Below are 24,001 nucleotides of genomic sequence, written 5' to 3'. Positions count from 1 at the left end.
ATTAGGAACTTTTGGTTTAGATGAGTTTAGTGAGGTAAAACAAATCAACATTAATTTAGAAGTGGAGCCAACCAAGTGGTTTGATCATTAAAAATCTAGAAGTTGAGTTAAAGAGAGTGAGTAATGCTTACATCGAATAAATTTTTGACTAATAATAGAGGAAGTATTTTTTGAAATCGCCAATATTTTAAAAATTTCAAATATTAATTCTGAAGATGGGCTGGAAAATAAAAAAAGCTGTTTGCCTAATTGTTAATTTTACGAGTAAAAAAACCAGTTCATCAAGATATGTCTTATTTAAGACCCAATAAGACACCAATAATATTTTACTGAAAATGAAATATATTCTCCGCGCTCTTTCTATGTGGCGTTTACTAACGAGAATCGAGTAATCAGAAAATATGGTGGTTCCTGGTAGTCATTATTGACAACACAATTCCGTTTTTCCTAGTTTTATAGGTTGGCATGAAGGTTGCATATATTAACGAGGACGTAATACAAGTGGGAGGCAAAGGTCATGTCGAATAATAAAAAACAGCAACTTAATTTACCTTTTACCGGAATCTGTACTTTCGGGAAATATCCCGTATGTCCTGACCTAGACCAGTTAGATGCAGATGTAGCTGTTATTGGAGTTCCAAATGATATGGGAACACAATGGAAGTCAGGTGCAAGAATGGGTCCAAGAGGAATTCGTGAAGGCTCTACATTATATAGTTTCGGGTTAGATGGCGCCTATGATATTGAAAATGATATCATGTATCTTGGCCCGAAATGGAAAGTCGTTGATTGCGGCGATGTAGACATTGTACATGGGGATATGATGCAATCCCATGATAATACGGAAGAAGCCATTAGAAAAATCGTTTCAAAAGGTGCAATGCCGGTTGTTTTAGGTGGAGATCATTCCATTACAATTCCAGTAGGAAAGGGATTGGGTGAACTCGGGCCCTTTCATGTGATCCAGATTGATGCGCATTTAGACTGGGCAGATCACCGTTCAGGAATGCGGGTTGGACATGGAAGCTGCATCCGCCGCTTATCTGAAATGAATCATGTTCAAAAGATTTTCCAATTGGGAATTCGTGGAATCAGCAGCAGTATAAAAGAAGATGTCGATGCTGCCAGAGAATACGGAAGTGTCATCTTGTCTCCACGTCAAATGAGAAAGATGGGATTTGAACAGGTTCTGGAACTTATTCCAGCAGGTGAAAAATATTATATTACCATGGACATTGATGGCCTCGACCCATCGATCGCCCCTGCGACAGGCACACCTTCTCCTGGAGGCCTGCTTTATGATGAAGTCAACGAAATACTCCATGGGATTGCAAAAAGAGGAGAAGTAATCGGTTTTGATATGGTAGAAGTAGCTACTCCTTACGATCATGCGGGAATAACTGGACAAGTGGCAGCGCGCCTCTCATTAGACTTGCTTAGTTATGTTTTAAAAGAAAAAGAGAAAAACCAGGCTGCAATCAGCGATTATCAAGAGCAGAACTTCATAAAGAAGCATTAGTCTGTTAAATTTGAAAGCATTTGCTGATATAAAGTGATTTTCCTCCGTGTTATCTTTTCTTAGTTTCCTGAATAGGTATAAATAAAGAGGCGATTCCATAAAAAACACATAAGTAAATAATGTACAATCACCGAAGGAGCATGTTCCCAAAAAAACTTGGAACAAATCTCTCAGGTAAAGAACCACAATGAGACGCAACTCTTGAGAGAGCGTTTATAAAACGCCACCTAAGGGGAAGACTCTTTTTAGCATAGAGTTAAACTCTCAGGTAAAAGGACAGAGAAGGGAATGTTGCCATTACCTTCTCTGTCCTTTTTTGCGTGCAAAAACAGGGAACATGATATGGAGTGGCAGCAGCTATCTAAAAAAGAGGAAATAAGAATGAGTTTGCAGAAGAATGATTAAACCATTTTTGAAGCAATTGAAAGCGAAAGGCAGCGGCAACATCCAACATTAGAGTTGATCGCATCAGAAAACTTCGTCAGCCAAGATGAACGAACGGGCTTTGCCTCTCTAAAAATACCGTCCATTGGTGCATTAACCTGGAATGAAGATGGAGTTTAACATCTTCACCGACAAATGCTTTCCCTGTACGGGTAGTTCCAGGCATAACTTTCTTGATTATGTGTAAACATTTGATGCAGCCTGTTACTGCTAAAAAAATAAGAGAACCCCTTTGATCAAATGCCAGGCCATCTAACCACAGCATAAAATCATCCGATATGAACTTTCAGAATTTATCATTTTCTTCCATGTATATTCCGATTCCCTTGCCTTCAAGTATAGTACCTGTATCGTACAGTGGATTCCGAAGGTTAATGTTATCTAAGTGAATTCAGTGATAAACAAGCAGCCAAACGCTTTCTCAAGAAAGCATTGGCTTTATCGTATGTGTCCAGACGCCTGTCATAACAGTGGAAAAAACCACGCGTATCCTGTAGCCATTTAGTAGTTAAAAGATAGGGGAGAAGTCTGTTCAAAATCAGGTGAATTGTATCCACGAGCTGTTTGGATTAACCGCATAAAGTAGCATTCCGTTAGAAATCCTATTAGTTTTTTCAAATTCACATTATGTTTGCACCAGAACCAAATCCCATTAATTGAATCTTTTCTTCTTTTGTAAGTGTGGTCAAACGTACGTTCTTTTTTGGGTTATTGATTATTTGTGAATTTTTAAAAATAATAGAATTGGAAATTCTTATTGAAGGGAGACTTTATCTCAACTTCTAGATTAAGGGCTGTTCAGCAGCTAAAATTTAGGTTTAAGAGTAAATATCTGGGAATAAAAACCATAAAGCTTTTTTACTAAAGCTTTATGGTTTTTATAGCTGTTAGGAAAGCATCAGCCTAGTTTTCTGTGAGAAAGAATCCTTAACCTATAACTATTTGACAGACATATTATTCAGTGAATGAATATGTTCTATTGATTCAGGATATACAAAGTTAGGCATCGTAATTTCAAGAAAATTCTTAATCACCAATGCACACGCACCCAATTCACATGCTTTTTTTCCAATTGAGGATATTAATAATTCTCGATAATGAATTGTGGAGGAAGAAAGATTTTTCTTAATTTCATTTATAGAATCTGGGTATAGAGAAAGTAATTCACTATCAATTATTAGAACTTCAGGGTTATATATGTTGATGATATTATTCAAACCGATTGAAATATAATAGATGAAGTTTTCCATTTGTCTATGTAGTTCAGTATCGTTTTGATTAAGCCATTCTTCAATATGTTTATAAGTTATAGTACTAACTTGTTTTTCTTTAGAAAGTTGTGTTAAAAAGATTGACTCAGAAGCATATCTTTCCCAGCAGCCTTTGTTCCCACAAGCACAAAGGTCTCCTCCTGGTTGGATAATCATATGACCAATCTCTCCAGCATAGCCATCATGTCCTTTAGATAATTTGTTATTTATTACTATACCAAGGCCTATACCTGATCGAAGTGTTATGCATACCAAATTATCTGATTTATGAAATGTGTAGGCTCGTTCAGCAAAAGCTGAAAGATTTGCATTATTTTCAAGATATACGTTAACGTTTAACTCTTTTTCTAAATCATTCTTTAAGTCCACATCATACCAGTTTAACCGAGGAATATAATGAATGAGTTCATCTGTAGAGACAAGACCATGAATTGAAATTGCTACACCAATAAGTCCGTATCTAGACTTAAGGCATTCATTTTTATATTTATTAATTTTTTCAACTAGTATATCAAAGATATCCGAATAACTTGTCGTATGTATTTTAATAGTATCTGACGAAACAGGATGACCAAGAAGGTTAGAAAGAGTGAAAGAGATTTGACTATAATCTAAATCAATACCTAATGCATATCCTGCTGCTCCATTTAAAGATAGCATTATAGGTTTTCTTCCAACTTTTGAATGATCCTGCTGTGTCTCAATAATAATATCTTCATCAATTAAGCTTGCAATCTGTACTGAAATAGTGGCTTTTGTTAATGTTGTAATCTTAGACAATTCTGCCCTTGAAATTATTCCTGCTTCTACAATTTTACTAATAATTAAAGATCGATTTAATTTCCTGATATAAGCTGCATCACCAGTAGGCATAAATGTGTCCTCCAAATCTTAACTGACATTGTTCTTTATTATAGCATTTTCATTTGAAAAATATTGACTCTTAAATTAAAGAATTTTAATTGACTGAATTTTATAAACATGATAAATTATTTCTTATAATTAATTAGTTTACTAGTCGAACAAATTAAATTAACCAAAAATGAAAGTGTTTACATTGAGAGTTTTAATCTTATAAATTTGATTTTATTCCCCTAGGAGGAAAATAATATGAAATATTTTTTAGGAGACGATTTCTTACTTTCCACACCTACAGCAGTTCAGTTATATAAAAATACAGCAAAAGAAATGCCAATCTTTGATTTTCACTGCCATTTAGATCCAAAAGAAATTTTTGAGAATAAACATTATGAAAACCTTACTCAACTATGGTTAGCAGGCGATCACTACAAGTGGAGAACGATGCGAATGAATGGTATAGGGGAGCATTTTATAACAGGAGAAGCTAGTGATTGGGAAAAGTTTTTTGCTTGGTCTCAGACGGTACCATATTTAATTGGAAATCCACTTTACCATTGGACTCATATGGAATTAAAGAGCTTTTTTGACATTGATAAAAGACTTAGTCCCGATACCGCGCTGGAAATTTGGGAAGAATGCAATAAAAAATTACAAGATACGGAGTTTACACCGCAATCTTTTATTAAGAAATCTAATGTGCAATTTATTGGTACTACAGACGACCCTATATCTACTCTTGAATACCACCAATTATTAAACCATGATTCTACGTTTAAAACAAAGGTTGTACCAACCTTTCGACCTGATGGAGCACTGTTTATTGAACGTCCAACTTTTCAAGATTGGTTAAAGAATCTAGAGCAAGTAGTTCATCAACGAGTGACATCTATTGCAGAATTAATTAAAGGACTTCAATACCGAGTTGACTTTTTTCATGAAAATGGAGGCAGGGCAGCCGATCATGATATTCCTTACATGGAGTATAAAGAAGTAACTCTAGCAGAGGCAGAAACAATTTTTACAAAACGTATGAATGGAGAGTCGCTTTCACAAGAAGAATTGATCAAGTATCGATCTTTTCTTCTAAAAGAACTAGGGAAAATGTACGCTCAAAAACAATGGGTGATGCAATTACATATTGGGGCTATGCGAAATAATAATACAAAAATGAAAAATCTTTTGGGCTCGGATACAGGGTTTGATTCAATTGGAGAAGCAAACATCGCACGAGGATTATCGCATCTTCTTGATGCGCTTGACCAAGAAGATGCGTTGCCAAGAGTCGTATTATTTAATTTAAATCCTAAAGACAATCCGGTATTAGCCTCCATGATGGGGAATTTCTATGAAGAAGGCGTTCCAGGAAAAGTTCAGCTTGGTACAGCTTGGTGGTTTAACGACCACATTGATGGAATAGAGAAACAAATGAAAGATTTGGCTAACGTCGGGTTACTTAGTCATTTTATTGGTATGCTGACAGATTCTCGCAGCTTTCTTTCCTATGAAAGACATGATTATTTCCGTCGGATCCTATGCAGCCTAATCGGGAAATGGGTAGAACAAGGAAGGGTTCCAAACGATAATGTGCTTCTTCAAACACTGATTGAAAATATTTCCTATTACAATGCAGAGAAATACTTTTTACAGCGTTAATACAGGAATGCTCTTTTTGCTTATGAAAGATATTGTAAGTATCAAAGGGGGTGATAGTGCTTAAGGGTTAAAATAAACACTATTTCTGCTTCTTTATGAAAAGGTTTACAATACAGGGGTTATATATGGGAGAAAGAAGGGGATGGTTATATGGGATTACCAGTGGTTCCGGTTAAAAAGACAGCGGTCACCGCTTCTAAAAAGCTCACTTTTAAAGAAAAGTTGTCTTACGGTTTTGGTGATATTGGTAACGGCCTTATGTTTGATATGGGACAGTTATACCTTCTGAAATTTTATACAGATGTTTTAGGAATCTCCGCTTACTGGGGAGGATTGGTGTTTTTAATTTCTAAAATCTTCGATGCATTTGCAGATACAAGTGTTGGTGCATTTGTAGATTCAAGAACAAATATCTCAAAACGAGGAAAGTTCCGCCCGTTCATTTTATGGGGAACTGTTCCACTGGCATTAATGACGGTCATCTCATTCTTAGCTCCAGACTTTTCGGATAATGGGAAGATTGTGTGGGCGTTTATCACCTATATGGGGTTTGGTCTAGCATACTCAATTGTTAATATCCCGTACGGATCATTATCTGCTGCCATGACGCAAGATCCAATTGATCGTGCATCTTTAGGTTCATTTAGAGCAATTGGTAGTCAAATGGCACTTCTTATTTCTGGAATGGCAGTTATTCCGATTGTAGTTCAGTTTGCTAATAAAGAAATAGGATACATCGTTGCTATATCTGTGATGGTAATATTCGGAATATTTTTTCATCTTATTTGCTATCACAATACAACAGAAAATGTTATTAGAGCACCAAAAAATGAAAAGGTTCCGCTGTCTACGTTATTCAAGGCATTGGTTTCAAATCGACCTCTTATTGTATTGTGTTTAGCAGCTTTGTTCATGATTACTTCATCCAATATTCGCAACGCTGTTCAATTGTACTACTTAGAATACAATTTAAAGAATCCGGAACTTATGTCAATGCTATCATTTTTAAGTATTGGGCTCGCTGTAGTTGGTTCAATGTTCATTCCAACAATGGTAAAAAGAATTGGTAAGAAAAATACCTTCATGCTTGGACTTATGGTTTGCATTGCTAGTGATGTTTTGAATTTTGTATTGCCAACAAGTACGGCTACGTTTTTAACTATTTTCTCTTTGGGAAACTTTGGGTTATCGTTTGCACTTGGTCTACCTTGGGTAATGATTGCTGATTCTATTGATTATCATGAGTGGAATTCAGGAGAACGTACAGAAGGGATTGTTTATTCAACGTACAGTTTCTTCCGAAAGCTTGCACAGGCTCTCGCTGGTTTTATTCCAGGGGTAGCACTAGGGCTTATTGGATATGTTCCAAATATTCAACAGTCTGCAGATACACTGTTAGGTCTTAAAGGACTGTTATTTCTTGCTCCAGCAGCCCTCAATATTATTGGATTAATTATCCTATTTTTCTTCTATAATCTTACAGATAATTTATACAGTAAAATTGTAGCTGACTTAAAAGAAAGAAATAAAGATAATCAGCCTGACTTAAACTAAACCTAAGAGGAGACGTGACGAAAAAGTTTCTTAATTATTTTTGTATGCGTTTTATTAAAGGCAGTACTTTATTCTTGCATCAAATAATTATTAGAGAGCATCTCTGATGTTAGCTTAATCTTATACTATTTGATCTATAATATACACACAGAGAAGGAGATATCAAATGAGCATTAAGGAGAACTATCAGTTTACTTTCATTAAAGAGAATAACAATATTCTTGACTTTAAATTACTAGATGGAAACACATATGCAAAAATTATGGTGCTTGAAAAAGACATCATTCGAATCTTATTTACAGATGGAGAAAAATTAAAGCTTGATAAAACCTGGAGTGTAGCACCGGGACAAGCTGATGTTCCATTGGAGGGCCGTGATCGTTTGGATACAAACGGTTTTTCACTACCAAATTATGAATTTAGACAAGATGAAGATGAATTCATTGTAGAAACTTCACTCATAAAGATTCAGGTGAAGTTAAATGGATTTAAGATCAGCTGGTTTTATCGTGATAATTCTGAGTGGGAGAACTTTGCGAATGATCGACAAACTCAGGCATATAACTTTGATGGCTCACTTTGTCAGGACATAGTTCATTATTTAAAGCGCGATTTAAATGAACAATATTTCGGATTAGGTGAAAAAACGGGCTCAGTTGATAAGCATGGAAAGCGCTATCGGATGCAGACAATTGATGCGATGGGTTACGATGCAGAATATAGTGATCCCCTTTATAAACATATTCCATTTTATATTACACGACAGAAGAAAACTGGATTTTCATTTGGAATTTTCTACGACAATTTGTCCAGCTCTATTTTTGAATTAGGTACAGAGCTTGATAATTATCATGAGTTATACAGATATTTTCAAGCTGAACATGGTGATTTAGATTACTATATTATCGCAGGTCCGAAAGTTAAAGATGTCACTCGCAAATTTTCGTGGTTAACTGGGCAAACAATCTTTCCACCAAAATGGAGTTTAGGCTATTCTGGATCGACAATGAGTTACACTGATGCTCCGGATGCGCAAGTGCAGTTAAATAAATTCCTAAAGCTTTGTGAAGAACATGATATATTATGTGATTCGTTCCAATTGTCATCAGGATATACATCAATCGGCAATAAACGTTATGTGTTTAATTGGAACCATTCAAAATTTCCGTCTCCTAAAAAGATGGTACAGAATTTTCATGATAAGGATGTACGATTGTGTGCAAATATTAAACCATGTTTATTAAAAGATCATCCATTATTTAATGAGTTGAAAGAAAAAAAGATGTTTATAACAAACAGTAAGACAGAAGAACCTGAAATGGCACAATTTTGGGATGATATCGGCGCTTATTTAGACTTTACTAACAAAGAAACGTATGATTGGTGGAAAGGTCAAGTAAAAGAAAATCTGTTGTATTATGGAATTGATTCAACTTGGAACGACAATAATGAGTTTGAAATTTGGAGCAAAGACGCTACTTGCCAAGGCTTTGGCAAAAATAAAGAGTTTGAGCTAATTCGTGCGGTCCATCCGCTCCTTATGATGAAAGCTTCCTATGAAGCACAGTTAGAATACAATCCTGAATTGCGCCCATATCTAATATCACGCTCTGGTTCCGCGGGAATGCATCGTTATGTGCAAACATGGACCGGTGATAATCGTACCAGTTGGAAAACATTGAAATACAACATTAAGATGGGAATAGGGTTAAGCTTATCAGGTATTTACAATTTTGGCCATGATGTAGGCGGATTTTCGGGTCCTGCTCCTGAACCGGAGTTGTTCGTGAGATGGGTGCAAAATGGAATTGTTCATCCAAGGTTCACTATACATTCTTGGAATGACGACCAAACAGTTAATGAACCTTGGATGTATCCTGAAACACTGGAATCGATCAGGGCATTGATTAAATTTAGAACAAAGATCATTCCATATCTATATACTGCTCTGCACGAAGCCTATAATAACTATCAGCCTATCATCCGACCGACGTTTTACGATTTCGAACATGATGAAACTACCTTTGAAGAAAACGATGACTTTATGCTAGGTGAGTCACTCTTGGTTGCTTCTGTTGTCGAAAAGGGGAAGAGAGAACGGGAAGTTTATTTACCTAAGAATACTGATGGGTGGTATGACATTCATACGGGAAAATGGTATGAAGGAGGGCAAACAGTTGTAATTCCTGCGCCTTTATCCTATACGCCAATACTAGCCAAAGCAGGATCAATACTTCCAATCAATCAAGCAGAAGTCACTTTTGCAACTAAGAAAGAGGATGAAAGGGGATTTTTATTATTTCCTTCTAAAGGAAAAGGAAAGTCCTCTTACAAATTATATGAAGATGATGGTTTAACAAACAACTATTTGCATACATTTGCCTACATTAATGTTGAAATGGAAGCTGAAGAAAATGAGATTCAAGTGACAATTCATAAGAAAGGGTCCTATAAATTGCCATATGATCAGGTCACATTCCACCTCCCAGAAAATGAACAGAGAAAATTAATCGTCAATGGAATAGAACAGGACCGTGATAAAGGCACTTTTAATTATAAATTAAACTAGATTTTCGCTGAATACTTGATCAAATAATCCAAAGTTTATCATCCTCTTATAACGATTATGAGTTGTTATTTCGTTTTTTTTTATTTGGATGCCTGCGGGAATCTTTTGAACTTTATCTTTTTGATTTTCCTACAATAACCCAAATGGGCCCTTTATTGAAAACAGAGAATAGTTAATTTATATAGGAATGTAATCGTTATTTTAAACGATTACATTGTAAAAAGTCTCAAGAAGTATTTCGAGTAATCTATATCTTGGACATTCTGGGTGCTTCTGATACGAAGCACCTTTTGTTTAGCATGCTTTTCAAAACCTGATCGATCCGTTCCAAGCCCAGATGGTTTCCCAAAGAATGTACGCTAGTTACGTATTTTACTTTTTCACTTCACAGCAAGATGGAAATTTTATTGAAGTTCTCCCATATCCATGTTACCTTCAGGTTATAGTGAATGGTTGGGGGGAATAGGTTTTGAACACTAAGGCATTTTTATTGGCATCAATTACAGTTATTATTTGGGGATCTACATTCGCAGCTATTCGTGCAAGCCTCAATGGCGGGTATTCAGCTGGACATTTGGTACTTGTTCGTTATCTTATAGCATCAGGGATTTTTGTCCTTTATGCTCTATGGCCTGGAGTGAAATTTCGTCTCCCGAAAAAAGAGGATTTATTGAGGATATCGATCCTTGCATTAATTGGTATTAGTATTTATCATATTGGGGTGACGTTTGGGGAACAGACCGTTTCGGCGGGAACTGCTGGAATGCTGATTGGTTCAGCACCTGTTTTCATCGCTATCATCGCTTCTATCGTTTTAAAAGAACGCCTTGGCCTATTCGGATGGATTGGTTTAGGAATAGGTTTCACAGGGATCACATTAATAACTTTAGGTACTGCAGGTCCTTCTCTGGATATTTCTGAAGGAGCCTTTTTAGTGCTGATGTCTGCTGTTGCATCAGCGGTGTTTTTTGTTTTCCAAAAGCCTCTGTTTAGCCGCTATAATCCGATTGAATTGACAGCTTATTTCACATGGATTGGTACGATACCCTTTTTTATATTTGTTCCTGGGCTATTTCAAGACATGCAACACGCTACAATGGAAGGGCATTTATCAGCTATTTTTGTTGGTATTTTCCCTGCGGCCATCGGTTATGTCACATGGGCAATTGCACTATCATTAGGAAAAGCCAGTTCCGTTTCTAGTCTGTTATATATTGAACCTGTAATAGCCATTTTCATCGCTTGGCTATGGCTGCAAGAGGTGCCGAGTACTCTTTCAGTCATTGGAGGTGTGATTGCGATATTAGGGGTTCTTGTAGTTAATGGGTTCGGAAAGTACAAATCAGTAATGAAAAAAGCTGCATGAAAATTCAGGGTCTTTTCAACCGGGAATTTTTGAGGGCTTTTTATAAATAAGACTAGATATATTCATGGAAGCAGATATGAAAGAATCATCGAAGAACTGCTTGACATGATAAATCATCAAATAGCCACAAGCTGGGCTGCAGACTGTACAGATCGCATTTCGAACAAAAATAGCCGCATGTTGATCGGCCATGAAAAGCGATAAAAGCAAGTAACACATGGGAGAATTAAGTGTGGGGGAAGCTTGCAAAGCTGCTTTCACAGCCCATGCTGCTGCGTTGCAGCAGGATTGCCACTGCACATATGTTTGGGCATCCGCTTCATGAATCCACCTACCAGCGTCTTTTTGATTAGCAAGACCAGTTTAAACCAACTTGAAGAAATGTTCAATTTTCACAGCATTCCACCTTTTTTATGTGGGATGATCGTTCATCCTTCCAAATCCTTGGAAAATGCCGATTTATAAATAGTAATTAACAACTGGTATCAGGTTTTGGAAAAAAATGATGTTAATGCATGACAGCTTGAATGACTCAACAAAAAGGGTGGAGTAGTCCACATAAAAGGAATGAACCCAGGTTGATTGATTGTTCAGGATACCTGGGGAATTCGATTTTTTTCCTTGTGTTTCAAATTACTTAAAGTTAAATCTATTTTTAAAATCCCAATCCAATTTAAATGAATTATTTTCCCCTGTTAAAAATTTATAATCAATATAAGTTTTTTCCTTTTTAGACATTTCATTGACAAATGGGGAAAAGGTACGGAAAAGCAGTTTGTTTTTCTTTTCATTAAATTCCACAAGTCTTAGCCAACCATTTCCCCCGCGATAATTCGCTTGGTAATTGACTAGCATTTGAATGACATCATTCCCTGCTGAGTTCTGTTTTACCTGATGTGCTATCCCAAAATAATGTCCATTAACCGTCATGAACACTTGATTGTGATCCTTCACAAGTTCATCCCAGATCAGTCGGCCATTAGACGACTCGGCGGCTATGACTTGATTACCTTTAACCTCTGGGGAAATAATATCATGTGAGACAAGGATGGTTGGTTTATCTTTATGCTGATCTAGAACCTTTTTTGACCATTCTAAGTCCTTATGCAGATTTTTCATATCTACGATCAAGACTAAGTATTCATAACTTCCTGCCTTAGCAATTGCATAAGAGCTATATCCAGATTGGGACGACCCCTTATAGTATTTTTTATTCACAAATCGTTGCGGACCATAATGTGTTAAAAAAGGATTTCCATCAGCATAGTCATGATTACCTGCTGCCATCATATATGGAACTTCATTTTTATCCAAAAGGGAAATGGCTCCGAGGGAAATCTGCCATTGTTTTTCTGAATCACTATCGACAATGTCCCCAACGAATGTATTCATAATGATATTGTTCTTTTTCGTATTCTTGGAAATCCAATTCATTTGGCTATTGAAAATCTCGGGATTTTGGCTTGCGTATTTCTGGGTATCTGGAACAAAAAGAAAATTATAATTCTTTTTATTCGTTAGAAAGGGCAATGATTTGTTTGATCCTTCGAATGGTTCATCGTCACGAGCATCCTGAACAAGCCATTCTTTTTCTGTCAATGCCTTATTAGCAATCCGTATTTCCTGGATATTTCCTGCAAATAGTGTTCCCAATTTATTTCCCCACTGAGATGCACCGATGTTCCAGCCTTTACCTTTTATAGCTGCAATGCCTATAACTTTTTCTGATTTTCCGTAATCACTAACGCCATTCAAAGTTAAAGTCGTCGTGCTACCGTCATTAACTATAGCCAAATGATACCATTCATCAGGATTTAACAAACGAGACCAATTACTTACATTATATTGTAGGTTGGATGGATGGCTTGACCATTGAATTTTTTGATCACTGGAAACAGTTAATGCAGAAAGAATTTTTTTCTCCCCTTCCATTTTATTAAGTGCCGCAGCCTGTCCTTGTCTTGAAAACATGCCCATACTGCTTTTTAAATTACTTGGCAATTTGAATATTGTCTCGATGGTGAATCCATGATTGAATTTCTCAGAATTTATAGGTGCATCCTTTTTTGTTTTGAAATATCTTCCTGATGGGGCGTTTTCATAATTAGCGAATTTCAAACTATCCATTTTTTCTTGATTATAATAATCTTCTTTAGACCATTGAAGCATATTTTTTAATTCAGGCGAGGCCGGATCACCTATCGTCACCAACTCTAGATCATTTCCATGTTTGCTTGTATCTTCAATAATTAAATTACCTTTATCGATTGAGCCACTTTTTACATGTTGTTTTGTAAATTTCCAGTCAGCCAGGATATTGCTTCGGTCGCTTAAAGAATTTGCCGAATTGGCAATACCAGGAACAATCAAACATAAGAGTGATAGACCTATAAATGCCTTTTTCATCTTCATAAAACACTCACCCCAATAAATTTTGATCAAGCCATTTAAGAATAACGGTTTATATATTTATTCTTTTTTAACTACCTAGATCATTTGTGGAAAACTATGCCTAGGTAGGGAGAGTCCGTTAAAGGCGCAATATGGTATAGTTTGCTTATCTTCTTGATAACTTATTAAGGATGAGTAAAAAAGACTTATTCTTTTAAAAGGGATTAGGAGATAAGACCTAATTCGTACAATTTAACTTGTTGATCGCTTTAATCACAACAAATTGTCAAAAGTGAATATGAAGAGTTGTTATTTAAAGGAATTTGAAATTTAGATGGCGGGGTAGGGAAACAAGCAGTGTTTTCGTATAAGGACAGTTGAAGCTGCGGGGGAATGGCCTGTATTAAAAGAGCTAATACCAGAGCTGCGAAATAAGAGTGTACTTGATTTGGGCTGCGGTTTCGGATGGCATTGCCGATTTGCCCGTGAGCAGCAAGCCAGTTCCGTCGTTAGTATTGGTATTTCCGACAACATGCTTTAAAGAGCACGTGAAAAAACGGATGATACTTTCATTTCATATATTAAAATTGCCTAGGGCTGCTTTTCACTATCAGGGACCGTCAATAAGTTTGTGTAAATAAGCAATTCCTTTTCCTACGGATTTTATCGACTTGTGTGCTTTAAACATCCATTGTATATGTAAAAATTCCTTTTCTCTGACGCAAATTTTCCTTTTATGAATTTGAGTTAAGTAAGCTTTAAAAGTTCTACTTCAGCTATTTTTTATACCCTCTCCTCCTCGCCCAATTCAGGTATATTTCCGTATGATTAATTCCTAATTCTTTTCCAACGGCCTTACAACCCATGACAGTTAGCCCCCATAATAAACCAACTATCCTATTAATTATTATCCGAATTTAACGAAAGTAGGGACGCATTTTTTTTATTAACATTTATTCTTTCATCTATAAATCGTTGATTATCGGCTTTAATTAGGTAATGATTGAAACAGTAAAATATGAAAAAGGGGACATTAGAGGAGGGAAATTGGATGGGGAAAGAATTTCCGTTTATTGAAACAAAGCGATTGATTTTAAGGGAAGTTACAAAAGCAGACGCGGGTGATATGTTTACATATCTATCTGATACGGATGTAGTGAAGCCAATGGGATTAGATCCATGCCAAACAGTAAATGACGTATGGGATGAAATTAAGTGGTACGAATCTATATTCCAAGAAGGTACGGGAATTAGATGGGGAATTACATTAAAAGATTCCGGTAAGGTTATAGGTAGCTGTGGTTTTCTTAATATGGTCACCAAACATCATCGAGCTGAAATTGGATATGAATTAAATAAAGAACATTGGGGAAAAGGCATTGCTAGGGAAGCGTTGGAAGCCGTTGTTATGTATGGGTATCGTCACTTTCACCTGGAAAGGATTGAAGCTTTAATTGAACCTACAAATCACCCATCCCAAAAACTAGTGGAAAAACGAGGATTTAGAAGAGAAGGATTGCTGAGGCATTATGAATATACTGGTGGCAAATTCGATGATTTATATATGTACTCACTAATAAAAGAGGATCTTAATGATATTTCCTTTAATTCATTATCATGATTTTAAATGAAAACTTGGTTATGTTTTTTACTTTTTTTGATGGTTCGTAAAGTTTGAACGTTGATATTCACTCCAGGCACGCGCTTGCCCCGCAGGAGTCTCGTACCTTCCGTTCTAATCAACTTTGTTTTGGAATTTAGATAGAAACCCTTTTGTCTATATAAGGGGATACTGAACAGTCTCATCCCGAACCAAGATTTTAAAACAAGACTAGGTTATACTCTAGTTTTTTTGTTTTAAGACCCTCTCAATAGATTGAAGAAATTTTGCGACACTCTTGCCGAATAACTGACTAGCCAAGACCCCACAGACGCCTGCGGCGAGGAGGCTTGGCAGACAGTCGGCGGAAAGGGAGCAGATTTCTGAAATCAATGGGAACGTTTATTATAGAAAAAACTACAGGCAAACTAGCTTTTCTTCGAGTTTGTCTACAGTCTGAGACCGCTAAAAAAGCGGTCTTTTTATATAGTGAAAATCATAAAAAAGTCATGCAAGTACATGAAATCTTAGTATTTTTACTTACTTGTATAATCTCTCTCAACCTTACAAATCCGGGTTGTGTATGACGAGTACCAATCTTTCATACCTTTTTCTTGAGCTTTTTTGTGGGCGGCATTTTCTTTCCAGAGCTTAATGGCATCGAGGGAACTCCAATAGGATACAGTAATTCCTACTCCGTTTTGATCTCTCACACTTTCGACTCCTAAGTAGCCTTCTTGTTGAGCGGCAAGCTCATCCATGAAATCTGCGGTAGAGTTGTAACTTTCGGCATCTTTATCGCTTCTTTGGGAAGTGAAAATACAAGCGTAGTAGGGTGGTTCAGGTGTTTTTGCAAATAACATGAAATGATGCCTCCTTCTATCCTAATATTCAAAATAATACCACATCGGTTAGACCATGGATACAGCATTTTCCTATAAGGAAATCTTGCTTAAAACCCATTATCGGGAAGAAGCAGAATGGAAGCCAGCGATGTAAAAAGGCGAAGGTGTGCAAATTTCTCAGATGCTAAGAAACGACTACTATTCAATAGGACAATTCAGAGGGAGAAGGGATTTTTTTCCTGCCCCACGAATATATAGTTTTGTAGGTTTTTCTAAGAAAGGGATGATTTTAATGTGTGGGATTTGTCAGTAAACATATAGAAAGAGATGCATTTACCAAAACATCGCGATATTCTATTGAATAATGCATTAAAGGATTTATCAGCAGATCCTAATGTTTTGGCAATTTACCTAGCCGGTTCATTACCAAAAGGAAATTTTGATAATTACTCTGATATAGATTTGCACACCATTGTCATGCCAGAACGGATAGCGGATTTTTTAAAGGGAAAAAGAAATAGGGCCAATAACTGGGGAACTGTTTCATTTCACGAAGACTACAATCCTTCTTCACCGTATGTCATCACTCATTATGATACCTTTGTAAAAGTGGATAGCTGATATCAATTACCTGAGGAAGTTATACCATCCATCTGGTTAAAAGAGGTTGAAGTACTATATGATCCTTTTAATATGATGAGTTATGTTATTCAGGAATCAGGAAAACTAGTTTATAAACCGTCACCAGATGAAGTTGAGCATTGGAGAGGAAAGCTGCTTGCTTTTATTCATGAAACTTACAGAGCTGTTATGAGGGAGGAAATATTTTATGCACTTTCTAATCTTGATAGGATACGGTGGCTAATTGTGTCTGGTTGGTATATGGAAATGGAAGAACATGTAGATGGGCCCTATGGGGTATGGACGAAAATCGAGGGTAAAAGAAGTAAATTAAATGAAATGCAATTATTCCTTTTGACAGGTTGGGATTGTGGCCGTAATTCAAATGAAATCATGAAAACGATGAGAGGTATGTTCCCAGAATTCCTTAGATTGAATAAATACCTAAGTACTCAAGTGGATATTGAAGCAAAAGAAGACCACATAAAAAAAATAATGGATATGGCTATATGATACAAGTTTTCTACTAAAGCCATGAATGGCGCTCGAATAGAATGTACTTGGAGGGATGACAAAGTGGCGGAATTGGTTTATCATGTTGCAGTCTCATTAGACAATTTCATTGCGGACCAAGGGATTGTAGATGGGAATATTAATCAATCACTTTTCTTATTTGAAGGGGAACATGTCCCGGATTTTTTATCCGATATTCAGCAATATGAAGCAGTGTTGATGGGGAGAAAAACATATGAGTTTGGTTTTCATTTTGGAGCTAAGCCGGGTGAACCTGGCTATAAAGGGATAAAGCATTATATATTTTCAAATTCCCTTCAGTTCGAATCGAACGAGGAAGTAGAGCTCATCCAAGGTGACTCTGTAGCATTTATTGAAAACCTCAAACAGCAAGGGACCGGTAAGCTATGGTTATGTGGGGGAGGAGAACTGGCTGGAACGTTAATCAACCATAAACTCATTGATCAATTGGTGCTGAAAGTGAATCCAGTCATTATCGGTGAAGGTATACCTCTATTTGGAAGCGTAAAGCCTTGTCTTAAATTAGATTTAGTTGAAATGAAACAATATCCAAACAGTGTGATTAAATCCACGTATAATATTATATATACCTAAGAGAATACGAGTTGTCCGAAAAACTTCATTCCTACATACAGGAGTGCTTTTTAATAAATAGTGAGGGTTGCGTTGGCAGCCCTCAGTTTGTAGACAAAAGGGGTTCGGAATTAAAAAATTCCGAACCCCTTTTGAAATCCCTTTTGAATTTTCGCCTAAAGTTAAGAGATTGGTGCTCTACGAACCCAATATGTTAGGCCATTTTTGGACCTTCCATGTCCAATTGGCCCTCCTACCTCTGAATACATATCTTTCACCAAGTCATAAATGAAAGTGAAATCAATGGCCTCCATTTTACGAACCAAATGGTTCGGTGGCACCAGTTGATCTAAAGTAATCATTTCAAGTTGATCCCGCTGAATAGAATCATGTTTAGAAAGCATCCTTATCACCTCAAGTTTTAATACTTCTATTTTAAAACCAAAATACTCTAGGCATAAGGGTTCTATCTAAAAGTTAAAACAAAGTTGATTGGAACGGAAGGTACGAGACTCCTGCTTAGAAAAGCGCGTCTAAGGGAGACCCCGCAGGCGAAAGCCGAGGGCGGACCGCCCGCGGAAAGCGAGTGCCCTACGTTCCAATCAACGTCCAAATTGTACAACCCTTTTTTTTTGGAACAAACAAAGTTCAAACGTGTTGTAACTTTCAAATTCGTTGGTCTTGGATAAAATTTATTAAAGTTTAACAAGTGGCTTACCTTAAGAAAAAAGTGAAAAATATATATTGGAACATCATTCAAATGATTTTGATTTATTAAAAACTTCATATATTTACTCTTTTCAGACAGTTTCCCCTATGCAACATAGTTACCTATTACTTACTTATATAAAACGGTACAAAAAGGTTGCTATAGACCCACCCAATTTAAAATTGATATTATATTCATGTACTTAATTGTGGGGGGAAGTTGAATGGAAGAACAAAAATATAATGACCTCAAATTAGGCGAACGTGGTGCAATCATTAGTATAATTGCTTATATTTGTCTATCTATCTTAAAACTGGTTATAGGTTACATAAGTGACTCTGCGGCATTAAAAGCGGATGGTTTGAACAATACCACAGATATTATCGCATCCATTGCCGTACTGATTGGATTAAGGCTAGCTCAAAGACCCCCCGATAAAGATCATGGTTATGGTCATTGGAAAAGTGAAACGATCGCTTCTATGGTAGCTTCCTTCATTATGTTTGCCGTTGGTGTACAAGTTTTAATAGATGCTGTCACTTCCATGCTTAAAGGTGGAGAGGAATCACCTGACGTATTGGCGGGATATGTGGGTTTTTTATCTGCGATAGCTATGTATTTTGTATACCGATATAATAAAAAGCTTGCAATCAAAATTAACAGTAAAGCTGTTATGGCAGCTTCAAAAGATAATATATCCGATGCATGGGTTAGTATAGGAACAGCCATAGGTATCTTTGGGTCCCAATTTAACATGCCTTGGCTGGATCCCTTAACTGCCATCATTGTTGGACTATTAATATGCAAAACTGCGTGGGAGATATTTATACAAGCCTCTCATGAACTTTCTGATGGATTTGATGAAGATAAAATTCATCTTTATAAGGATGTAATTACAAATGTGGAAGGCGTTAAGGGGATAAAAGAAATTAAAGGGAGAAATTATGGGAATAATGAAGTGATTGATGTTGTGATTCTTGTTAATTCCACATTGGATATTAAAGAAGCTCATGATATTGCGACACACGTAGAAAAAGTTATGATGAAAGAACATGGAGTGTACGATGTTCATGTTCATGTTGAACCCAATTAATTTTATGATTACTACAAATAAATGGTTTATGGAAGGGGATTCATGTATATGAGAATACCTTCATTCCACAAAAAATATATTTTCCGAATTGGCCATTTAAAAAATAAGGGTTGACAACAAGAGAATAAAATGCAATCATAAACACATTACATTGGAAGGAATAGGTACCTCATACAATGAAGCAGTAATCTTATCAATTAAACAGTAAATCTAAATATTTTTCAATGGGTGTATATGGTCAGGTATGTTCAATGCTAGTACGCGTCACTTTTTCATTTGAACAATCAACTTCTTACCCATGTGAAATTTTTAATGATTATGTTTAGAGATGGGATTCGTCTGCTCGTTTATAGGTACTAATTCATATACAAATACTTTTTCTGTCAGCGAAAACAGGAGAGGTATGTTTAGTTTTTGTATATTTTAGTAGCAGGCGATCTCTCTCTAAAAATTAGAGGGGGATTTTTTATGTTGTTTTTAAAAGCTAGTGATTTAAAGAAAAGCTACGGGACCCGTGAAGTTCTTTCCATTGATTCACTCCAACTTTACAAACATGATCGTGTTGGCGTAGTTGGGAGAAATGGAGAAGGAAAAACGACATTGCTTTCAATATTAGCAGGTGTTAAGGAACCGGATTCCGGTCACATAGAGAACTTTGGAACGGTCACTTATATCCCACAGCTAGAAGAAACTGAACAGGAAATAAGTGGAGTGTTAGCGAGTATTTGGAACTTGCCCAATGAGGATCAAGAAATGATAAGCGGCGGCGAACGCACCCGAAGAAAAATAGCTGCAGCCTTGACATCCAATGCGGATGTCTTAATTGCAGATGAACCTACAAGCCATTTAGATGTATTCGGAATTGAACAACTGGAAAAGGATCTGATGTCTTGTGATGGAGCTATATTGCTCACTTCCCATGATAAAGCATTCTTAAATCACCTATGTACAACGATCTGGGAAGTTGATCAAGGTAAGGTTACTGTATATGAAGGGAATTACGAAGCGTATACCGAACAAAAGCAGACAAAAACAGAAAAGGAAAATAAGGAATATGAAGAGTATCATCGCGAAAAGGATAGGTTGAAGAAGGCTGCACAAAACTTACAGACCAAATCGGATTCAATTAGGAAAGCCCCTAAACGAATGGGGAATTCGGAAGCAAGACTTCATAAGCGGAGCTCCGGGAAACAGAAGGCGAAATTGAACCGTTCTGCTGAAGCAATCGAAACTCGAATCGAGAAGTTAGCAAAAAAAGAAAAACCTAGGGAAAATACTCCTATCATCTTTGATATTTCCGAATTTCCCTCTTTACACAGCAAAAGGGTCATTCGATTTAATGGCTGTTCCCTGAAAGCCGGGTCTAACATACTAAAGAAGCATATCTATGGAGATGTCCCCCTAAAATCCAGGCTCGCCATCAATGGGCAAAATGGGTCAGGCAAATCGACATTATTGAAAAAGATAGTCGATCGTCAAGCGGATTTAAATGTAGCGAAGCCGGCAAAGATAGGTTTTTTTGCACAACAACAAGAAAATTTGACCGAAAATAAAACGGTGCTTGAAAATATTTTACAGGATAGTCCGTACAATCAAGCCTTTGTTCGAACGGTATTATCCCGATTAGCCTTTAAAGGAAATGATGTTTACAAACAAGTATCACTCTTAAGCGGTGGTGAAAGAGTCAGGGCTTCGCTAGCAAAAGTTTTTTTGGGAAACTATAATGTACTGGTTTTGGATGAACCTACAAATTACCTGGATATAAGCACGAAAGAGGCTTTAACCGAGGTGTTAAAAGCATATCCAGGAACCATTGTTTTTGTGACTCATGATCGTTCATTGATTCAATCACTTGCAACACATACTCTTTCTTTTGAAGATGAACCTTCGAGAGTTAGAGTCATCAACCAAGAACCAATAAAATTGGATACGGAAGAAATTGAACATCAAGACAAAATGGCTGAGCTGCTTACAATTGAAGTGCAAATCCTCGAGACACTTGGGAAACTGTCCACGGTTATGAATGAAGCCGAAAAAGAGGAATTGGATAAGGAATTCAAGCGACTCTTGAACAAGAAAAGAAAGCTTGAAGGTTAAAGGGCTTTCCTGTTTCTAAAAAGGAATTGTTGCAGGGAATAGACGATATTACCAAGCGTATAAATCAAAGAAATTCAACAACAGTCAGGACTTCTTGCTTAACATAGAAAATGGTGCAGATGAAATAATACTTTTTAAGAATGTACTTCATTTCTTCGTTCCGAATCAGTTTTTGATAAGTTGGGAATATATGATAATGAGGAAAGCATGAAGGGGGAAAAATGATGAAACCACGGATTACTGTCATTACATTAGGTGTAGATGATTTAGAAAAATCGCTAGAGTTCTATCGTGATGGGCTTGGATTTCGAACAGAAGGGATAGTAGGCAAGGAATTTGAGCATGGCGCCGTTGCCTTTTTCGACTTACAATCAGGCCTAAAGCTTGCCATTTGGAATCGAAAGGATATTGCTCATGAGGCCAAAGTTGCTTTGACTCCAACAAGTTCGACAGAATTTACGATTGGTCACAATGTAGGCAGCAAAGAAGAAGTGCATACTGTGGTGGAGCAAGCAAAAAAAGCGGGTGCGATCATAACTGATCCGGCACACGATACATTCTGGGGAGGATACTCTGCACACTTTCAAGACCCGGATGGCCACTTATGGGAAGTGGTTTGGAATCCGGAGTGGGATATCTAAGAATCATGAATGTGATCCGTTTCGTGGATCTCGCTGAATGGAATCCTGTTTAGAAAGGATTCGTAGAAGTTCTATCCAAATGTTAAATCAAAGTTAATTGGAACGGAAGGTACGTGACTCATGCGGGAAAGCGAGTGCCCTACGTTCCATTAAAGTTTACATTGTAAGAGTCATAAAAAACTATAGGCAAACCCGATTTTCATCGAGTTTGCCTATAGTATGAAAGGAGCACTTTACCTAGAGGTTTAGTGCTTGTTCTTTATTCCTTTCAATCGCTTCGTTATTACTGAATTTCACCTGTGCATTAATGGTCTCATTGTCTTCCATGTATTCAAGCAGCAAGTCTACCGCTTTTTCCATATGAATATGCATGTATGCAGTGACTTATTGGAACCCGAAGTCACATTATTAAAAGAGTAAGCGGAGCTTCGTTAATTCACTTAAAGTTGAAGATGAATTTATTCTATTTTGTCATCACAATTAGTTGCTGAATCACTTTTTCACGTGAATTATCATCTAACGGAGCTATATTAAAAAGCTCTGAGTAATAAAGACCATCAATGGCTAATCGAATGATGGTTGCTGTTACAGGATTGATATGATCCTGCTCCACTTTGTCTTGAACATACTGATAATTTTGTGAAATGCTTTCAGATAAGTCGGGATTTAACATGGAAGCAGCAATGATCCCTATATTTAACTCGGCGTTATGTTCCAAATCCCATTTTGAAACTTCGATTAATGCTCGACACCATTTACCTTTTTCAATAGAGTCTTCTTGCTTAGCGTATTCATTAAACTGCATATTGAATTTTCCGAAAATATATTGTGCTAAACCAATCATCAATGTTTCTTTACTTGGGAAGTGATATAATAATCCACCTTTACTGATACCCGCTTGTTTTGCCACAGCGTCCAAAGTTAGTGAATTAAAATCATTTTGGAGAATGAAGTCCGTTGCAGATTTTAAGATGTGTTGACGTTTTATACTAGCTTTTGATTCCACATGTATCACTCCTTATAAAACAACTGGCCAGACGGTCTTTAACTATTATACCTTTTGTTGCTTTTGCCTTGAAATAAAATGGTTACACAAAACCAGGAAAAGAAGAAGGTGCGAAAAAATAACAATAAGTAAAGAGTAAACCTGATGGAAAAGGTCATACCCATGAACGTTAGACATAGAATTAACGCTATAAAAATTCTCAATTTGGAGATTTTAGGATAAATCATTATAAATTTTCAAGGAAAGAAGTAAATGAAGCAGACAAACGGTGTAATGTATTATTCCCCTTATCGAGTTTACGTTTTGTGACAGATGGAAGAACGATTATACTTCACAAGAAACGGTTATCCCCCTATAAAAATGTCATCATCACATTTCTTTACATTCACGAGCATTGTTAGTTTCTACTTTTGTATAGCTAGTCCTCCATAAGTATGATGGTATCACTATCCCCAGATTTCATCATTAAAACCCGTAATACTTGAATCTATGGGGTAAGTCACGAGGTGCATTACTCTTTTATATATTTTACCTCCGTAATCTTACCTGGCTTTATATCTGGATAAGATCTTTTAGAGCTACTTATTAAAGAGTCCTCCACAGATTATATGGTAGGTAAAAAAATGTTGATATAATCAATAAAACGTTACTATG

The 24,001-nt window shown here is 36.5% G+C and carries 18 protein-coding genes, 3 pseudogenes and 1 riboswitch; of the genes and pseudogenes, 15 read left to right on the top strand and 6 right to left on the bottom strand.

The genetic code is table 11. From position 1 onward, the window contains the following. Positions 1 to 517 precede the first annotated feature (517 nt). Both speB and ACFWE9_RS18565 read left to right on the top strand, forming a co-directional pair. Positions 518 to 1,519, top strand: coding sequence for an agmatinase (gene speB, locus ACFWE9_RS18570; protein WP_230159892.1), 1,002 nt, complete (start codon positions 518 to 520; stop codon positions 1,517 to 1,519). A gap of 190 nt (positions 1,520 to 1,709) precedes the next feature. Next, a riboswitch (glycine riboswitch) is annotated at positions 1,710 to 1,809 on the top strand. A 496-nt stretch (positions 1,810 to 2,305) separates the two neighbouring features. After that, positions 2,306 to 2,465, top strand: a pseudogene (locus ACFWE9_RS18565) (IS6 family transposase); the annotation flags it as partial. A 436-nt stretch (positions 2,466 to 2,901) separates the two neighbouring features. On the opposite strand, the gene ACFWE9_RS18560 reads toward ACFWE9_RS18565, so the two are convergent. After that, the gene (locus ACFWE9_RS18560; protein ID WP_377358104.1) at positions 2,902 to 4,107 is read right to left on the bottom strand and encodes an ROK family protein; all 1,206 of its coding nucleotides are present in this window, start codon (positions 4,105 to 4,107) and stop codon (positions 2,902 to 2,904) included. A gap of 237 nt (positions 4,108 to 4,344) precedes the next feature. Here ACFWE9_RS18560 and uxaC point away from each other — a divergent pair, with 237 nt between their 5' ends. The 5 genes from uxaC (at position 4,345) to ACFWE9_RS18535 (ending at position 11,590) form a co-directional block, all read left to right on the top strand. After that, positions 4,345 to 5,748, top strand: a complete 1,404-nt coding sequence (uxaC, locus tag ACFWE9_RS18555) for a glucuronate isomerase (RefSeq protein ID WP_377358102.1) — start codon at positions 4,345 to 4,347, stop codon at positions 5,746 to 5,748. Positions 5,749 to 5,898: 150 nt separating this feature from the next. Next, positions 5,899 to 7,302: a glycoside-pentoside-hexuronide (GPH):cation symporter gene (locus ACFWE9_RS18550; RefSeq protein WP_377358100.1), complete on the top strand. Its 1,404-nt coding sequence runs from the start codon at positions 5,899 to 5,901 to the stop codon at positions 7,300 to 7,302. A gap of 166 nt (positions 7,303 to 7,468) precedes the next feature. Further along, positions 7,469 to 9,871 carry a glycoside hydrolase family 31 protein gene (locus ACFWE9_RS18545; RefSeq protein WP_377358098.1) on the top strand — a complete coding sequence of 801 codons (2,403 nt, stop codon included), beginning with the start codon at positions 7,469 to 7,471 and terminating at the stop codon, positions 9,869 to 9,871. Between the two features lie 469 nt (positions 9,872 to 10,340). Then, a complete protein-coding gene (locus tag ACFWE9_RS18540; RefSeq protein ID WP_377358096.1) occupies positions 10,341 to 11,237 on the top strand; it encodes a DMT family transporter in 897 nt (298 codons plus the stop codon). A gap of 230 nt (positions 11,238 to 11,467) precedes the next feature. Further along, positions 11,468 to 11,590 (top strand): hypothetical protein, encoded by a 123-nt coding sequence (locus ACFWE9_RS18535; protein ID WP_377358094.1) that lies wholly within the window; start codon positions 11,468 to 11,470, stop codon positions 11,588 to 11,590. A 280-nt stretch (positions 11,591 to 11,870) separates the two neighbouring features. On the opposite strand, the gene ACFWE9_RS18530 is transcribed toward ACFWE9_RS18535, so the two are convergent. Continuing rightward, entirely contained in the window at positions 11,871 to 13,649 is a 1,779-nt protein-coding gene (locus tag ACFWE9_RS18530) for a laminin G domain-containing metallophosphoesterase family protein (RefSeq protein WP_377358092.1), read from the bottom strand. A gap of 346 nt (positions 13,650 to 13,995) precedes the next feature. Between ACFWE9_RS18530 and ACFWE9_RS18525 the strand changes: the two are divergent. Both ACFWE9_RS18525 and ACFWE9_RS18520 read left to right on the top strand, forming a co-directional pair. Beyond that, positions 13,996 to 14,166 (top strand): annotated as a pseudogene (locus ACFWE9_RS18525) (class I SAM-dependent methyltransferase); the annotation flags it as partial. A 513-nt stretch (positions 14,167 to 14,679) separates the two neighbouring features. Continuing rightward, complete coding sequence (locus tag ACFWE9_RS18520) at positions 14,680 to 15,249, top strand: GNAT family N-acetyltransferase (protein WP_230159865.1); 570 nt, start codon at positions 14,680 to 14,682, stop codon at positions 15,247 to 15,249. A gap of 515 nt (positions 15,250 to 15,764) precedes the next feature. Here the strand turns inward: ACFWE9_RS18520 and ACFWE9_RS18515 are convergent. Next, positions 15,765 to 16,091 carry an antibiotic biosynthesis monooxygenase family protein gene (locus tag ACFWE9_RS18515; protein WP_230159863.1) on the bottom strand — a complete coding sequence of 109 codons (327 nt, stop codon included), beginning with the start codon at positions 16,089 to 16,091 and terminating at the stop codon, positions 15,765 to 15,767. Between the two features lie 339 nt (positions 16,092 to 16,430). Here ACFWE9_RS18515 and ACFWE9_RS18510 point away from each other — a divergent pair, with 339 nt between their 5' ends. The 3 genes from ACFWE9_RS18510 (at position 16,431) to ACFWE9_RS18500 (ending at position 17,822) form a co-directional block, all read left to right on the top strand. Then, complete coding sequence (locus ACFWE9_RS18510; RefSeq protein ID WP_377358089.1) at positions 16,431 to 16,694, top strand: nucleotidyltransferase domain-containing protein; 264 nt, start codon at positions 16,431 to 16,433, stop codon at positions 16,692 to 16,694. Between the two features lie 246 nt (positions 16,695 to 16,940). Beyond that, positions 16,941 to 17,207, top strand: a complete 267-nt coding sequence (locus tag ACFWE9_RS18505) for a hypothetical protein (protein WP_377358087.1) — start codon at positions 16,941 to 16,943, stop codon at positions 17,205 to 17,207. Positions 17,208 to 17,270: 63 nt separating this feature from the next. Further along, positions 17,271 to 17,822 (top strand): dihydrofolate reductase family protein, encoded by a 552-nt coding sequence (locus ACFWE9_RS18500; protein WP_377358085.1) that lies wholly within the window; start codon positions 17,271 to 17,273, stop codon positions 17,820 to 17,822. Between the two features lie 227 nt (positions 17,823 to 18,049). Here the strand turns inward: ACFWE9_RS18500 and ACFWE9_RS18495 are convergent. After that, a pseudogene (locus ACFWE9_RS18495) lies at positions 18,050 to 18,205 on the bottom strand (IS5/IS1182 family transposase); the annotation flags it as partial. A gap of 528 nt (positions 18,206 to 18,733) precedes the next feature. Between ACFWE9_RS18495 and ACFWE9_RS18490 the strand changes: the two are divergent. From ACFWE9_RS18490 to ACFWE9_RS18480, 3 genes are all read left to right on the top strand, one after another. Then, positions 18,734 to 19,603: a cation diffusion facilitator family transporter gene (locus ACFWE9_RS18490; RefSeq protein ID WP_377358083.1), complete on the top strand. Its 870-nt coding sequence runs from the start codon at positions 18,734 to 18,736 to the stop codon at positions 19,601 to 19,603. Between the two features lie 468 nt (positions 19,604 to 20,071). Next, the gene (gene abc-f, locus ACFWE9_RS18485; protein WP_377358081.1) at positions 20,072 to 21,700 is read left to right on the top strand and encodes a ribosomal protection-like ABC-F family protein; all 1,629 of its coding nucleotides are present in this window, start codon (positions 20,072 to 20,074) and stop codon (positions 21,698 to 21,700) included. Between the two features lie 224 nt (positions 21,701 to 21,924). Next, on the top strand, positions 21,925 to 22,341 hold the full coding sequence (locus ACFWE9_RS18480) for a VOC family protein (protein ID WP_377358079.1): 417 nt from the start codon (positions 21,925 to 21,927) through the stop codon (positions 22,339 to 22,341). Positions 22,342 to 22,578: 237 nt separating this feature from the next. Here the strand turns inward: ACFWE9_RS18480 and ACFWE9_RS18475 are convergent, their stop codons facing one another. Both ACFWE9_RS18475 and ACFWE9_RS18470 read right to left on the bottom strand, forming a co-directional pair. Beyond that, complete coding sequence (locus ACFWE9_RS18475; protein ID WP_377358077.1) at positions 22,579 to 22,701, bottom strand: hypothetical protein; 123 nt, start codon at positions 22,699 to 22,701, stop codon at positions 22,579 to 22,581. A 103-nt stretch (positions 22,702 to 22,804) separates the two neighbouring features. After that, on the bottom strand, positions 22,805 to 23,347 hold the full coding sequence (locus ACFWE9_RS18470; protein WP_377358075.1) for a TetR/AcrR family transcriptional regulator: 543 nt from the start codon (positions 23,345 to 23,347) through the stop codon (positions 22,805 to 22,807). Positions 23,348 to 24,001 lie beyond the last annotated feature (654 nt).

This window comes from Peribacillus sp. NPDC060253 (assembly GCF_042727425.1).
Classification (GTDB): Bacteria; Bacillota; Bacilli; order Bacillales; family DSM-1321; genus Peribacillus.
The sequence above is the reverse complement of the archived record's forward strand: the minus strand, read 5'-3'. Positions and strand labels throughout refer to the sequence as shown.

Excerpts from the sequence above, each read along its gene's own strand:
- speB (WP_230159892.1), top strand. The coding sequence starts at position 518 with ATGTCGAATAATAAAAAACAGCAACTTAATTTACCTTTTACCGGAATC.
- ACFWE9_RS18560 (WP_377358104.1), bottom strand. The coding sequence starts at position 4,107 with ATGCCTACTGGTGATGCAGCTTATATCAGGAAATTAAATCGATCTTTA.
- uxaC (WP_377358102.1), top strand. The coding sequence starts at position 4,345 with ATGAAATATTTTTTAGGAGACGATTTCTTACTTTCCACACCTACAGCA.
- ACFWE9_RS18550 (WP_377358100.1), top strand. The coding sequence starts at position 5,899 with ATGGGATTACCAGTGGTTCCGGTTAAAAAGACAGCGGTCACCGCTTCT.
- ACFWE9_RS18545 (WP_377358098.1), top strand. The coding sequence starts at position 7,469 with ATGAGCATTAAGGAGAACTATCAGTTTACTTTCATTAAAGAGAATAAC.
- ACFWE9_RS18530 (WP_377358092.1), bottom strand. The coding sequence starts at position 13,649 with ATGAAGATGAAAAAGGCATTTATAGGTCTATCACTCTTATGTTTGATT.
- ACFWE9_RS18520 (WP_230159865.1), top strand. The coding sequence starts at position 14,680 with ATGGGGAAAGAATTTCCGTTTATTGAAACAAAGCGATTGATTTTAAGG.
- ACFWE9_RS18515 (WP_230159863.1), bottom strand. The coding sequence starts at position 16,091 with ATGTTATTTGCAAAAACACCTGAACCACCCTACTACGCTTGTATTTTC.
- ACFWE9_RS18490 (WP_377358083.1), top strand. The coding sequence starts at position 18,734 with ATGGAAGAACAAAAATATAATGACCTCAAATTAGGCGAACGTGGTGCA.
- abc-f (WP_377358081.1), top strand. The coding sequence starts at position 20,072 with ATGTTGTTTTTAAAAGCTAGTGATTTAAAGAAAAGCTACGGGACCCGT.
- ACFWE9_RS18480 (WP_377358079.1), top strand. The coding sequence starts at position 21,925 with ATGAAACCACGGATTACTGTCATTACATTAGGTGTAGATGATTTAGAA.
- ACFWE9_RS18475 (WP_377358077.1), bottom strand. The coding sequence starts at position 22,701 with ATGGAAAAAGCGGTAGACTTGCTGCTTGAATACATGGAAGACAATGAG.